Source organism: Kocuria kalidii, from assembly GCF_044462225.1.
GTDB lineage: Bacteria > Actinomycetota > Actinomycetes > Actinomycetales > Micrococcaceae > Kocuria > Kocuria kalidii.
Map to the genome: position 1 here is coordinate 32,055 of NZ_JBISWJ010000028.1, position 13,621 is coordinate 45,675.

The 13,621-nt window shown below is 73.5% G+C and carries 10 protein-coding genes and 1 tRNA gene; 5 read left to right on the forward strand and 6 right to left on the reverse strand.

What is annotated here, in order from left to right:
- Positions 1 to 23: 23 nt before the first annotated feature.
- Together ACH9D3_RS04545 and ACH9D3_RS04550 are read right to left on the reverse strand one after the other, a co-directional pair.
- Positions 24 to 2,210: a RecQ family ATP-dependent DNA helicase gene (locus ACH9D3_RS04545; RefSeq protein ID WP_396410027.1), complete on the reverse strand. Its 2,187-nt coding sequence runs from the start codon at positions 2,208 to 2,210 to the stop codon at positions 24 to 26.
- Positions 2,211 to 2,793: 583 nt separating this feature from the next.
- On the reverse strand, positions 2,794 to 4,599 hold the full coding sequence (locus ACH9D3_RS04550) for an AMP-binding protein (protein ID WP_396410028.1): 1,806 nt from the start codon (positions 4,597 to 4,599) through the stop codon (positions 2,794 to 2,796).
- A 155-nt stretch (positions 4,600 to 4,754) separates the two neighbouring features.
- Between ACH9D3_RS04550 and ACH9D3_RS04555 the strand changes: the two genes are divergently transcribed.
- Positions 4,755 to 6,281: an MFS transporter gene (locus ACH9D3_RS04555; RefSeq protein ID WP_396410029.1), complete on the forward strand. Its 1,527-nt coding sequence runs from the start codon at positions 4,755 to 4,757 to the stop codon at positions 6,279 to 6,281.
- Between the two features lie 9 nt (positions 6,282 to 6,290).
- Here ACH9D3_RS04555 and ACH9D3_RS04560 read toward each other — a convergent pair whose 3' ends face one another.
- A complete protein-coding gene (locus ACH9D3_RS04560; RefSeq protein WP_396410030.1) occupies positions 6,291 to 7,583 on the reverse strand; it encodes a DUF2254 domain-containing protein in 1,293 nt (430 codons plus the stop codon).
- A 204-nt stretch (positions 7,584 to 7,787) separates the two neighbouring features.
- Here ACH9D3_RS04560 and pstS point away from each other — a divergent pair, with 204 nt between their 5' ends.
- Entirely contained in the window at positions 7,788 to 8,936 is a 1,149-nt protein-coding gene (pstS, locus tag ACH9D3_RS04565; protein WP_396410031.1) for a phosphate ABC transporter substrate-binding protein PstS, read from the forward strand.
- A 53-nt stretch (positions 8,937 to 8,989) separates the two neighbouring features.
- Here the strand turns inward: pstS and ACH9D3_RS04570 are convergent, their stop codons facing one another.
- Positions 8,990 to 9,220, reverse strand: a complete 231-nt coding sequence (locus ACH9D3_RS04570; RefSeq protein ID WP_396410032.1) for a hypothetical protein — start codon at positions 9,218 to 9,220, stop codon at positions 8,990 to 8,992.
- A 163-nt stretch (positions 9,221 to 9,383) separates the two neighbouring features.
- Between ACH9D3_RS04570 and ACH9D3_RS04575 the strand changes: the two genes are divergently transcribed.
- On the forward strand, positions 9,384 to 9,647 hold the full coding sequence (locus ACH9D3_RS04575) for a hypothetical protein (protein WP_396410033.1): 264 nt from the start codon (positions 9,384 to 9,386) through the stop codon (positions 9,645 to 9,647).
- Positions 9,648 to 9,913: 266 nt separating this feature from the next.
- Complete coding sequence (locus tag ACH9D3_RS04580) at positions 9,914 to 10,141, forward strand: hypothetical protein (RefSeq protein ID WP_396399523.1); 228 nt, start codon at positions 9,914 to 9,916, stop codon at positions 10,139 to 10,141.
- 72 nt (positions 10,142 to 10,213) lie between these two features.
- On the opposite strand, the gene ppk2 is transcribed toward ACH9D3_RS04580, so the two are convergent.
- On the reverse strand, positions 10,214 to 11,149 hold the full coding sequence (gene ppk2 / locus ACH9D3_RS04585) for a polyphosphate kinase 2 (RefSeq protein ID WP_396410034.1): 936 nt from the start codon (positions 11,147 to 11,149) through the stop codon (positions 10,214 to 10,216).
- Positions 11,150 to 11,393: 244 nt separating this feature from the next.
- Positions 11,394 to 11,466 (reverse strand) — tRNA-Lys (locus ACH9D3_RS04590).
- A 242-nt stretch (positions 11,467 to 11,708) separates the two neighbouring features.
- Between ACH9D3_RS04590 and glsA the strand changes: the two genes are divergently transcribed.
- Positions 11,709 to 13,580, forward strand: a complete 1,872-nt coding sequence (gene glsA, locus ACH9D3_RS04595) for a glutaminase A (protein ID WP_396410035.1) — start codon at positions 11,709 to 11,711, stop codon at positions 13,578 to 13,580.
- Positions 13,581 to 13,621 lie beyond the last annotated feature (41 nt).

Below are 13,621 nucleotides of genomic sequence, written 5' to 3' on the forward strand. Positions count from 1 at the left end.
GGCCCCGCACCCGGGGCGCCGGCTCAGCCCTGGGACGCCAGCACGAAGGGCAGCACCGGGCCGGCGCCGGCCCTGCGCAGCGCCCGCGCGGCCACGGCGAGCGTCCACCGGCTGTCCACGAGGTCGTCGACGAGCAGCACCGGGCGCCCCTCCAGCTGTTCGAGGCCCTCCGCGAGCTCCGGGCCGACCCGGAACTTCTCCCACACGGCCGCGAGCCGGTAGGCGCTGTTGCCGCCGTGGCCGCCGGCGGGGAATCCCTCCGGGACGTCGAGCGCACCGAGGTACGGCAGCCGGCCCATGCCCGCCATGCCCTCCGCGAGCGAGCGCACGAGCTGCGGACGGGACCGGGACGGCACCGACACCACCGCCGCCGGGCGCTGCGCCCACCCCCACTCGGCGAGCACCTGGACGCACGCGCGCCCGAGCGCCGGGTCCACCGGTCCGTCGACCGGCGCACCGTCCTCGTCCGTGCGGAGGAGCTCGCGCAGCCGGCCGCCCCAGCCCAGGTCCGTCAGCCGGGCCAGGGCACGGCCCTCCGCGCAGCGCTCCTCCTCGGGGATGCGGCCCTTGACGTCCACGCCGAGCCGGGGCATCCCGGTGGGCCACTGCGCGCGGGACTCGACCACGACGCCCACCCGGGTCAGGGCGGCCCCCGCGGAGTCGGTGGCCGCCTCGTCGACCGTCGTGGGATACCAGGGGCCGGCGCAGGAGTCGCACCGGCCGCAGGGCTCGGCCGTGGCGTCGTCGAGCTGCCGGGCGAGGAACTCCATGCGGCACCCGGTGGTGCGCTCGTACTCGAGCATGGCGTTCTGCTCGGCCACCCGCGCCGCGGCGATCCGCCCGTAGCGCTCGGCGTCGTAGCGCCACGGCACCCCGGTGGTCTGCCAGCCGCCCTGCACCCGCTCCACCGCGCCCTCGACGGCGAGGACCTTCAGGAGCAGCTCGAGCGGGCTGCGCCGGACGTCCACGCGGGACTCCAGCACGGCCACGGACAGGGCTCGGCCCGCGGCCTCCAGCTCGCCCAGGACGGCGGCGGCCTTCTGCTCCGTGGGCATCGAGGAGGTGGCGAAGTACTCCCAGATCTGGCGGTCCTCCGTGCCCGGCAGGAGCAGGACGTCCGCGTTGTCCGTGGCACGGCCCGCGCGTCCCACCTGCTGGTAGTAGGCCACGGGCGAGGACGGCGCACCCAGGTGGACCACGAAGCCGAGGTCCGGCTTGTCGAAGCCCATGCCGAGCGCGGAGGTGGCCACGAGGGCCTTGACCCGGTTGTCCTTGAGCGCGGCCTCGAGCTCCTCGCGCTCGCCCTGGTCCGTGCGCCCGGTGTAGGCGCGCACCGGGATCCCCGCGTCCGCGAGGGCCTGGGCGGTGTCCTCGGCCGCCCCGACGGTCAGCGCGTAGATGATGCCGCTGCCCGGCAGGGACTCCACGTGCTCGAGCAGCCAGGCCAGGCGGGCCGTGGCGGAGGGCAGGTCCAGTACCCCGAGGCGCAGGGACGCCCGGGAGAGCGGGCCGCGCAGGGTGAACACCTCCCCCGTGCTGCTGCCCCCGGGCCGCACGCCCAGCTGCTCCTCGACGTCGGCGACGACGCGCTCGTTGGCCGTGGCGGTCGTGGCCAGGACGGGGACCTGCTCCGGGAGCCGGGCGATGAGGTCGCGGATGCGCCGGTAGTCGGGGCGGAAGTCGTGGCCCCAGTCGGAGATGCAGTGCGCCTCGTCCACCACGAGCAACCCGAGCCGGGCCACCAGCTGCGGCAGCTGCTGCTCCCGGAACACCGGGTTGTTGAGCCGCTCCGGGGAGACCAGCAGGACGTCGAGCTCGTCGGCCTCCAGCTGCGCGGCGATCTGCCCCCACTCCGTGGCGTTGGCGGAGTTGATGGCCGCCGCCCGCACGCCCGCGCGCGCCGCGGCGGAGACCTGGTCGCGCATGAGGGCCAGCAGCGGGGACACGATCAGGGTGGGGCCCCGGCCCCGCGCCCGCAGCAGCAGGGCGGAGAGGAAGTAGACCGCGGACTTCCCCCACCCGGTCCGCTGCACCACCAGGGCGCGCCGGCCGCGCCCCACGAGGGCCTCGACCGCCTCGAACTGCCCGGGGTGGAAGGCCGCGTCGGACCGTCCGGTGAGCGCGCGCAGGAGACCGAGTGCGTCATCGCGCAGGGCCGCGTCCTGGGCGGTGTCCGGAGCGGCGATGTCGTGTGCCGGGGAAGTCGTCATGGCCCCAGTCTTCCAGGGCCCACCGACGCCGCCCGCCGGGCGTGCAGTGAGGACCGGGTCCGGACAGAGCGATGCGCCCGTTGCCCATCCGTCGAACGGATGGCCCCCGCAACGGGCGCATCGACCGGCCTGACGGCCGGTGGCGAGCAGAGACTCGCCTGACGGGAGTACCGCCCCCCAGCGGTGCTCCCACTCGGTTCACCCCCCGATGAACCGGTTGCACCGGCACCCCCCGGTGCCTGCGTGCACGCGGCCCATCCCCCGATGAGCCGCTGTCGATCCGCCCCCCGGCGGATCGGTTGGTCCTCCCCGTGGGGTGAACCAATTGACCCCATCGTGACAGGCTTTCCATGACCTGTCACGGCCACCGAAGTCACATTCTTTTTGGTGGACATCACGCACTGTCCATGCATTTGCACTGGTCAAGAGGCGGTTCCACCGGGCCTTCTTTCTACCGACCGGTACGGTCGGGGAACCGGCGTGGCACGAAGTGGGGACACCGGCGGACCCCGGTGTCCCCCGTTGGGCGCACGGAGAGCACGGTGCATCGCAGCACCTGGCGAGCCGGGGCGCCGCCGGGTGCTCAGCCGCGCAGTTCCGGGAAGTCCGCCTCCGTGTACTCGACGCCGTACCCGTCGGCGGCCGGCTCCGCGGCACCGGCGGCACCGGAACGGTCGGTCGCCTCCTCGCGCTCGCGCAGCACCACCCGGCGGATCTTGCCCGAGATCGTCTTCGGCAGGTCGGTGAACTCGACCCGGCGCACCCGCTTGTAGGGCGCGAGGTTCTCCCGGGCGAAGCGCAGGATCTCCCCCGCGAGCTCCCGGGTGGGCTCGGCACCGGCGGCGAGCACGAGATAGGCCTTCGGCACCGCGTGCCGCACCGGGTCCGGTGCGGGGACCACGGCGGCCTCGGCCACCGCGGGGTGCTCGATGAGCACCGACTCCAGCTCGAACGGGGAGATCCGGTAGTCGGAGGCCTTGAAGACGTCGTCGGTGCGCCCCACGTACGTGTAGACGCCGCGCTCGTCCCGGCGGGCGATGTCCCGGGTGTGGTACCAGCCGTCCTGGACGACCTCCGCGGTGCGCTCGGGCTCGTCGATGTAGCCGGCCATGATCCCGGGCGGGTCGTCGTCCACCTTCAGGCAGATCTCCCCCTCCTCGGCGGGCGCGCCCGTCTGCGGGTCGAACAGCTCGACGACGAAGCCCGGCAGCGGCCGGCCCATGGCACCCGGCACGACCGGCTGCCCGGGGGTGTTGGCGATCTGCAGCGTGGTCTCCGTCTGTCCGTAGCCGTCGCGGATGGTCACGCCCCACGCGTCCCGGACGCGGCGGATCACCTCGGGGTTGAGCGGCTCCCCGGCGGAGACGGCGGACGTCGGCGGGTCCTGCACGCGGTGCAGGTCGGCCTGGATGAGCATCCGCCACACGGTCGGCGGGGCGCAGAAGCTGGTGACCCCCGCCCGGCCCATCTGCTCCATGAGCCCGACCGCGTCGAAGCGGGGCTGGTTGTGGATGAACACGGTGGCCTCGGCGATCCACGGGGCGAAGAAGTTGGACCACGAGTGCTTGCCCCACCCCGGCGAGGCGATGTTCAGGTGCACGTCGCCGGGGCGCAGTCCCATCCAGTAGACCGTGGACAGGTGCCCGAAGGAGTACGAGTAGTGGGTGTGCTCCACGAGCTTGGCCTGGGACGTGGTGCCCGAGGTGAAGTACAGCAGCAGGGGGTCGCGGGAGCGGGTGACCCCCTCCGGCACGAAGACGGGGTTCGCGTCCGCGGCGTCCGCGTACCGGTGGACGGGACGGCCGGGCAGCTGCGCGCGCGTCCCCTCGACCTCCGCGCCCTCGCCGACGACGACGAGCTCGTAGTCCCCGTCCACGTCCGCGAACTTGGGCGCGTTGGCGGCGTCCGTGACCACCCACGACACCTTGCCCCGCTGCACTCGGTCCAGCAGGTCCGCGGGCGGCATCATGAGGGCGGTCGGGATCACGGGCGCGCCCAGCTTCATGCCCGCGAGCTGGGTCTCCCACAGCTCGAGCTGGTTTCCGAGCATGAGCAGGACGCGGTCCCCGCGCCGGACGCCGAGGCCCCGCAGCCAGTTGGCGGTGCGGGCCGAGGAGCCGGCGAGCTCGCGGAACGTCCGCCGGATCTCCGTGCCGTCCTCCGCCACGATCCACAGCGCGTCCCGGGACCCGCGCTCGTCGTCCCGGGCGACGTGGTCGAACCAGTCCAGGGCGAAGTTGAAGTGCTCCATCCGGGGCCAGCGGAACTCCTCGCGGGCCCGGTCGTAGTCCTCGCGCAGCTCCAGGACACGGTCCCGGACCGCCTGGTACTGCTCGGAGACGCCGGGGGCGGCGTCGGACATCGCACTCGTGGGGACCGGCTCGACCATCGGGGACCTCTTTCTGACGCTGCGGGCCGGGCGGGCTCGTCCGGCGGGCCATCCCGAGCAGTCTAGTGCGGGGCCGGGCCGCCCGCCCCGGCGGGGCGGGCGGCTCTGGAAGGATGGGTTCCGCACCCCCGCCCCGGAAGGAGGCCCGCCCCGCCATGCTCTCCCCGGCCCCGGACGTCCCCGCCCGCGCCGGCGCCCGCGAATGGGCCGCCCTCGTGGTCCTGATGCTCCCGGTGCTGCTGATCTCCGTGGACAACACGGTGCTGAACTTCGCTCTGCCGGAGATCTCCCGGGAGCTGCGCCCCACCGGGACGCAGCTGCTGTGGATGGTGGACGCCTATCCGCTGGTGCTCGCCGGGCTCCTCGTGCCGATGGGCTCCCTCGGGGACCGGGTGGGGCGCCGCCGGCTGCTGCTGGTGGGCAGCACGGGCTTCGCGGCCGTGTCCGCGCTCGCCGCGTTCGCCCCGACCGGCGAGGTCCTCGTGGCCGCCCGCGCGCTGCTGGGCCTGTTCGGCTCGATGCTGATGCCCGCCACCTTGTCGCTGCTGCGCAACATCTTCCACGACGCGACGCAGCGCCGCACCGCCATCGCGGTGTGGGCCACGGGGTTCTCGGCGGGCGGGGTCCTGGGACCCGTGGTGGGCGGGTTCCTGCTGCAGCACTTCTGGTGGGGGTCGGTGTTCCTGCTGGCGGTCCCGGTGCTGCTGCCGCTGCTGGTCCTGGCCCCGGCCCTGGTGCCGGAGTCCCGCAATCCGGCGCCGGGGCCGGTGGACGTGCCCAGCGCCGCGCTGATCATGACGGCCATGGTGGCGCTCGTCCACGGCATCAAGGACCTCGGCTCGCACGGCCCCTCGGCCGGCGTGCTGGCCGCCGCGGTGGTGGCCGTGGCCGCCGGGGTGCTGTTCGTGCGCCGCCAGCTGCGCCGGCCCGTGCCGATGCTGGACGTGCGGCTGTTCCGCCACCCACCGTTCACCGGGGGGCTGCTCAACAACCTGGTGGCGTCGACCACCTTCATCGGCTTCCTGTTCTTCGTCTCCCAGCACCTGCAGCTGGTGGAGGGCATGCGTCCTCTCGACGCGGGCCTGGCCCTCCTGCCGGGGGCCGTGGTCACGATCCTCTCGGGCCTGCTGGTGGTGCACGTGGTCGGCTTCGTGCCCCCGGCGCTCGTGCTCGGCGGCGGGCTGCTGGTGATGTCCTCGGGCTTCCTGCTCGTCCTGCTGGGGGATCTCTCGGGCGGGCTCGTCCTCGTGCTCGCCCTCATGGTCATCGGGCTGGGGTCGGGGGCGGCCCAGACGATCGCGGGCGACCTGATCCTGACCGAGGTCCCCCCGGAGCAGGCCGGTGCCGCCTCGGCGATCTCGGAGACCGCCTACGAGCTGGGCGCCGGGCTCGGTGTGGCCGTCCTGGGCACGGCGGTGACCGCGACCTACGCCCGCCGGGTCAGCACGCCGCCGGGACTGGACCCGGAGGAGGCCGCCACGGCGGCCGGGACCCTGGGCGGGGCGGTCGACGTGGCAGCCTCCCTCGACGCGGACGGGTCCGGGGAGCTCCTGGCCTCGGCCGTGGCCGCCTTCGAGGCCGGTGTGCACCTGTCGGCCGGGATCGGCGCCGCCCTGCTGGCCGGGACCGCCGTCGTCGTGGCCGTCCTGATGCGGCGGGTGCCGCGCCTCCGGCGCCGGTAGGCGAGCCGTTCAGCCGGCCGAGCGGGACCTGGCGTGGTGCTCCACCCGGGCGAGGTCCCGGGGGTGGGGTGAGCTGTCCCGGAACTGGTCGAGCAGCACGTCGACGTGCTCCCGGGCCTGCCGCTGCACGGAGGGGTGGACGGCCGCCGTCCCGAGCCGCGCGGCGAGGTCGACGAGCGCCAGCAGCACGCTCACGTGCCCGGTGGCGTGCGGGCGGATCTGGTCGAACGGCAGGTCGACGAGTTCGTCGAGCTCCACCGTCCCGAAGCGCAGCCGGTGCACGCCGTCCACCACGACCGTGTTGCCGGGCAGCGGGCGGGAGACGGCCCTGACCAGCGCGGACGCGATCTCCTCGATGGCGTTGACCGCGGTGTAGGGGTCGTTGGTGCTCGGGGACAGGGCGCGCACGGCGAGCTCGACGACCTGCTGCTCGGCGAACCGCACGTCCTGGTCGGTCGAGCGCGAGTCGCTCAGCCGGATGCAGTGCCGCAGCCGCTCCGCCAGCTCCTCGGCCCGGTGCTCGGGCCACACCCGGAACAGGGGTTCCGAGGCCAGGACGTGGTCGCCCACGCGCGGGACGAGCTCGACCTCGACGTCGCCGGAACTCGCGTGGTCGCGCAGCCGCTCGAAGCCGACGCCGACGACGTAGCCGTCGGCGCCGGCCGGGATCTCGCCCCCGCCGCCGCGGTGCCGCGCCGTCCGGACGAGGTCCTCCGGCACCTCCTCCGGGTGCCACCGCTCGAGCACGTCCAGCAGGCGCCGGCGGGCCCCGCGCACGAGGGTGTCCACCTGCACGGAGTCCGCGATGTGGTGGATGAAGTAGACGACCAGGGCCACGTCCGCGACCGCCAGCAGCACGGCGAGGTTGACCGCCAGGTGCGGGACGAACGGCTGGGCGAGGTCGTCCGAGGCCGAGCGGATGGTGCGCAGGACCAGCAGGGTGTAGATGAAGGTCGAGACGAGCACGCCCAGCACCAGCTGGTTCCCGCGGTCCGCCATGAAGTTGCGCACCAGCCGTGGTCCGTACGTGGAGCTGGCCGTGGCGATCACGGAGATGGTGATGGAGAAGGCGGTCGCGGCGACGCCCAGCATCGAGCCGCCGATCGCGGCCAGCATGGCCCGGGACCCGTCGATGCCGACGGCGTAGACCCAGACCACCCACGGGGAGTCCAGGCCCTCGGGCAGCCACCGGTCCAGGGCCACGACGGACTGGGCCAGCACGACCGCGATGAGCACGCACAGTCCGGGCAGGAACCAGAACTTGTTGAACACCCGGCGCCAGGATCCGGACAGTTTCTTCATGGGGCCACCCTAAGCCCGCCGCCCCTGCGGATCACCAATGCACACGTCAGGCACCGTCGTCCGCGCAGGGCCGCCGGGGACGGGGGCGCCGCAGCGGCCCGTCCGCGCTCCCAGCGGTCGCGGGTAGGCTTGACGCCCGGACCCGCCCATCCGCGGGCGCACCCCCCTGCTGCTCCACCCCGACCGAACCGAGGAGACCTCTCCATGCGCAGTGCTTCGCGACCGCCCCGACGGACCGGGACCGACCGGCTTCTCCGGGCCGGCGCGGCATCGGCCCTGGCTCTCGCGCTGACGGCTCTGACCGGGTGCGGCTCCGACTACCCCCTCGGCGAGGAGCAGCGCCGGGCCGCGGAGCGGGGCGGATCGGACCTGTCCGGGATCCTCACCGGCGTGGGCTCCTCCGCGCAGAACGCCGCCATGCTGACGTGGCGCAGCGGCTTCGAGTCGATGCACCCGGACGCCCGGGTGCAGTACCTCTCGGCGGGCTCGGGCGCGGGGCGCAGCGCACTCGTGGGGGGCGGCACCGACTTCGCCGGCTCGGACGCCTACCTGGACGAGGAGGAGCAGGCCGAGGTCCGCGACTTCTGCGGACCCGGAGGCGCCCTCAACATCCCCGTCTACATCTCCCCGATCAGCGTGGCCTTCAACCTGCCCGGGATCCAGGAGCTCGACCTCGACGCCGCGACCGTCGCGGGCATCTTCCGCCACGAGATCACCCGGTGGGACGATCCCGCCATCGCGGCCCAGAACGAGGGGGTGGAGCTGCCCGACCTGCGGATCACGCCCGTCGCCCGCGCGGACGACTCCGGGACGACCGAGAACTTCACTGACTACCTGCACTCGGTGGCCCCGGAGGTGTGGCCGGACGAGGAGGACGGGAGCTGGCCGGCGGAGCTGCCCACGGAGCGCTCCCAGGGCAACGCCGGAGTCGTCAGCGTCACGGCGACGACCGAGGGGGCCGTCACCTACGCGGACGACTCGCTCGTGGACGACTCCCTCGGCAAGGCCAGGGTGAGGGTCGGCTCCGAGTACGTGGCCGTGTCCGGTGAGGCGGCCGGCACCGCAGTCGGCGAGGCCACGCGGGTGGCCGGCACCGGCCCGCACGACATCGCCCTCGAGCTGGAGCGCGAGCCGGACGCGTCCGGGGCCTATCCGGTGGTCCTGGTCTCCTACCACGTCTACTGCAGCAGCTACCAGGACCCCGAGGTGCTCGAGCTGGCCAAGGCGTTCGGGCACTACGTGGTCAGCGCGGAGGGCCAGCAGGCCTCGTCCGAGGCCGTCGGGAGCGCCCCGCTGCCGGAGAACCTGACCGCCGAGGCGCAGACCGCCCTCGACTCGATCAGCCTCCGCTGAGCGCCCGGGGCCGGCGTCCGGTCCCCCCGGATCCGGATGCCCCCCTCCCGCCGCTAGTCGGGCCGGTCTGGGTCGGGGGCGGAGCCGTCGCCGCGCCGGTCCCGCCGGACGAAGCGGACCACCCGGACGGCGATCACCGCGGCCCAGAGCAGCAGCAGCACGAAGACGAAGGCGCTGAACACCCCGTCCTCCGAGGACCAGGTGAGGATCTGCCCCGCGAGCAGGAGCACCGCGGTCGCGGACAGGAGGATGAGGGCCGTTCGCTCACTGCGTCGATCGGACATGGCGTCTCCTGCCGATGGTCGTCCTGGTCCTCGGATCCTCGCACATCCGTCCTGCGGGAGGTCCGTCGGCGCCCGGTCCGCGGCCCGGTCCGCGGCCCGGTCCTTCGCAACCCGGCCCCTCCTGGGTACCGTGGTGTCGTTGCCGACAGAGAGGTCCCCCCGCATGCGCCGCTCCGTTCCTGCCGTGCTCCTGCTCGCACTGACCCTGACCGGGTGCGACGACGGTGCCGACGAGGTGGAGAGCACCCCCGTGGTCTCCCCCACGACCGGTTTCAGTCCTCCGCCCCCGGTCACGACGACACCCACCCCCACGACCCCCACGGACGACCGTGCCACGGGTCCCGCCACCGGGTCCGCGGCTCCCGCCCCGGACCAGCCGGGTCCGGGACCGGTCCCGACCCCCTCCGAACAGCTCGACGGGCCGTAGCCGACGGCCCGGCCCGTCGGCACCGTCCACCGCGGGACACGGTGCCGCGGGTCCGTGCGGCGGGCGGCGGGGCCCTCGGCAGGACGAAAGTGCACGGGACGCAGACGGATGTCCACATCTCGATTTGCTCACGACACACGCGCGCCATGCGTGGGCTCCGGTCTCCACATGAATAAACATGTAGATACCCCCCACCTTGGAAGGCACCCCCCATGTACGAGAACACCACTCTCGTTCCCCGCCCCCGTTGGGCCACTCGTCAGGAGATGACCGACCCCGAGACGGTCACCAACTCGCGGGAACTGCCGGCCCGCTCCCTCGCCGGTCCGTCACCCGTGGCCCTGCTCGAGACGTGGGAACTCATCACGACCCCGGACGGGACCTTCGCCCACCCCGACGGCGTGCTCCTCCACATCGGCCACGAGGCGTGGACCGTCGCGCAGGCCAGGGCCCTGCGCGACCGGATCGGCGAGGCCCTCGACCTGCTCGAGTAGCACCGGCCGGCCGCGCCGGCCTCGAGCCGACCCCGACGGCCGGCGCCGGCCGGATCGGCGTCGAGACCGGAGTCAGTCGCCGACGGCGTCGCGGCCGCGCCGGACGATCAGCGGGTCGGCCGGGTGGACCACGTCCGGGTCCTTGTCCTCGTAGTCGAACTGGTCCAGGAAGAAGCGCATGGCGTTGATCCGCGCCCGCTTCTTGTCGTTGGACCGGACGGTGGTCCACGGGGCGTGGTCGGTGTCCGTGCGCAGGAACATCTCCTCCTTGGCCTCCGTGTAGTCCTCCCAGCGGTCCAGGGAGGCGAGGTCGTGCGGGGAGAGCTTCCAGCGGCGCACCGGGTCGATCTGCCGGATCGCGAAGCGGGTGCGCTGCTCCTGCTGGGTCACGGAGAACCAGAACTTGGTGAGGTGGATGCCCGAGTCCACGAGCATCTTCTCGAACACCGGGGCCTGGGCCATGAACCTGGCGTACTCCTGCGGGGAGCAGAAGCCCATGACGGGTTCGACGACGGCGCGGTTGTACCAGGAGCGGTCGAACAGCACCATCTCCCCGGCGGTGGGGAGGTGCCGGATGTAGCGCTGGAAGAACCACTGCCCGGCTTCGCGGTCCGAGGGCTTGGTCAGCGCCACGACCCGGGCGGCCCGCGGGTTCAGGTACTCGGTGAAGCGCTTGATCGTCCCGCCCTTGCCCGCGGCGTCCCGGCCCTCGAACACGATCACGTGCTGGAGCTCGTGGTCCTGTCCCCAGTACTGGAACTTCAGCAGCTCGATCTGCAGCCGGTACTTCTCCAGCTCGTACTCCTCGCGGGTCATGAGGTCGTCGTACGGGTGCTCCTCCCGCCACGTCTCCACCGCCGAGCCGTCCGGCTCGATCAGGACCGGGTCCTCGTCATGCCCGTGGGGCACGGTGTAGCCCATTCCGGTGAGCTGGTCGATGAACTCCCGCAGGTTCTCGCGCACCGCCCACTGGTCGGCGGGCATCCACTGCCGTCTTCCGTCGGGCATCGTGCTCCTCCCGGATCAGGGTCTCTTCAGCGCAGTGTAGGCGGGGTCCGGGCGGCGCGGGCGGTCCGGACCGGCGACGACGCAGGGTGACGTCGTCGCGGCAGGGCGGCTCCCGCGCCCCGGGGCCGTCCGCGCGGATCCACAGCACGGACAGGCCGGCACCGGAGGGCGACGGCCGGGGACGGCCGGGAGCGAGGAGGCCCCCTCCCGCGCCGTCGCCGGAAGGTGGGGCCCTCGAAGGGGGTAGGCCCCGTGGGGCTCGAACCCACGACCCATGGATTAAAAGTCCACTGCTCTACCAACTGAGCTAGAGGCCCGTGCTCCGGCGGCGGGCACGGGGCGCGGCCGGTCCGGAGCGGGCACCACTCTACCGCACGGCGCCCACGGGCTGCCGGTGCCCGCCGCCCCGGGCCCGCCCCGGATGCAGCCGGCCCGTTCCCCGGGTGCACAGTCGGCTGACGACTACAGTGGTGCACTGTCCCGCTGCACCGACACCGACACCGACACCGACATCGACGCCGACACCGACACCGACACCGACCCGACCGGAGGACCGCCCGTGCCGCACCCGAGCACCGAGGAAGAAGCGCGCGCCGAGACCGGGCTCTTCGGCCCCTCGGCCGTCACCGAGTACCTCGCCCAGGTCGTGGAGCAGCTGCGGGACTCCCGCGACGGCGAGCCCAGTTCCTCCATCCCCGCTCTCGCCGGTGCCGACACGGAGCGGTTCGGCATCGTCATCGCCACCGCGGACGGCCACGTGTACGAGGCCGGCAGCACGCGGGACGAGTTCAGCATCCAGTCGATCTCCAAGGCGTTCACCTACGCTCTCGCACTCTCCGACCTCGGGGCGGAGGCGGTGCACGCGAAGATGGACGTGGAGCCGAGCGGGGACGCCTACAACGAGATCTCGCTGCAGCCCGGCACCGGGCGCCCGGCCAACCCCATGATCAACGCCGGTGCGATCGCCTCCACGTGGCTCGTCCCGGACGGAGACCGCGACCTGCGCCGGGACCGGATCCGCGAGGCCTACTCGCGGTGCGCGGGCCGGGACCTGGCGATCAGCCCCGATGTCCTGCGCCAGGAGCACGACGCCGGCGACCGCAACCGCGCCCTCGGGTATCTCCTGGCGTCCGCCGGGATCATCGAGGGCGACCCGACCCAGGCGCTCGAGGACTACTTCGCCCAGTGCTCGGTGCTGATCACGTGCCGCGACCTCGCGCTGATGGGCGCGACCCTGGCCAACAGGGGGACGAACCCCCTGACCGGGGACGCGGTCTTCGACGTCGACACCGTCTCCCGCGTGCTGTCCGTCATGAGCTCCTGCGGGATGTACGACGACGCCGGCGAGTGGATGGTCCGGGTCGGCCTGCCCGCGAAGTCGGGGGTGGGCGGCGGCATCGTCGCCGTCCTGCCGGGAGAGCTGGCCGTGGCCGTCTTCTCCCCCGCCCTGGACCGGCACGGCAACAGCGTGCGCGGGGTGCTCGCGTGCGAGCGGCTCTCCCAGGACCTCGACCTGCACTTCACGCACACCGCACGGGTGGCACGCTCCACGGTCCGCGCCAGCTACCCGATCGACCAGTCCCCGTCCCTGGTGCGCCGCAACGCCGACGCCGAGGCGGTGCTGGCCGAGCACGGCAGGGACGCCGTGGTCGTGGAGCTCCAGGGCGACCTGCTGTTCACCGGCACGGAGACCGCGATCCGCACGGTCCGCGACGTCGCCTACGAGGCCTCCTACGTGGTGGTGGACCTGCGCCGGGTCGACGTGATCGCCGACTACGCGATGCCGCTCCTCGCCAAGACCCGGGCCGAGCTGCACGCGGCGGGACGCACGGTGGTCGCGGTGGCCACGGACCCCGACTTCGCCGGCTCCTTCGAGGGGGAGCCCCCGCTCGAGGTCTTCCCCAGCCGTGCGGCGGCCATCAAGTGGGTCGAGGACGCGCTGCTCGACGAGCACGGCGGCCCGGAGTGCACCCCGGCCCGGGTGAAGCCCGTGGAGTCCGAGCTCTTCTCCCGGCTGGACCCCGACGACGCCCGCGTCCTGCGCGCCCGGACCGTCGAGCGGACATGGGCGGCCGGGGAGAACATCCTGCGCACGGGGCAGAACTTCGCCGGCATCCACCTCGTCGTCAGCGGGAACGTGTCGATGTCCCTGCGCACGCCCGCCGGCGAGCGCGTGGAGCTGCAGGTCCTCGGCCCGGGAATGAGCTTCGGGGAGCTGGCCCTGGGGACGGGGGACAAGCAGCACGTGACCCTCAGCGCCGTCACCGACGTCACCGTCCGGGTGCTGCCCCCGCAGGCCCTCGCGGAGCTGGAGCAGGAGGACCCTGCCCTGGGGCTGCGGCTGTGGAAGGCCCTGGCCCGGGACGGCTTCGAACGGGCCGACCAGCAGTGGCGGGACGCCGCGGTGCACGCCTCGGCCAGCGACTGGTGAGCGCTCCGTGGCCCGCCCGGGGCCACGGCCGTACGCTGGAC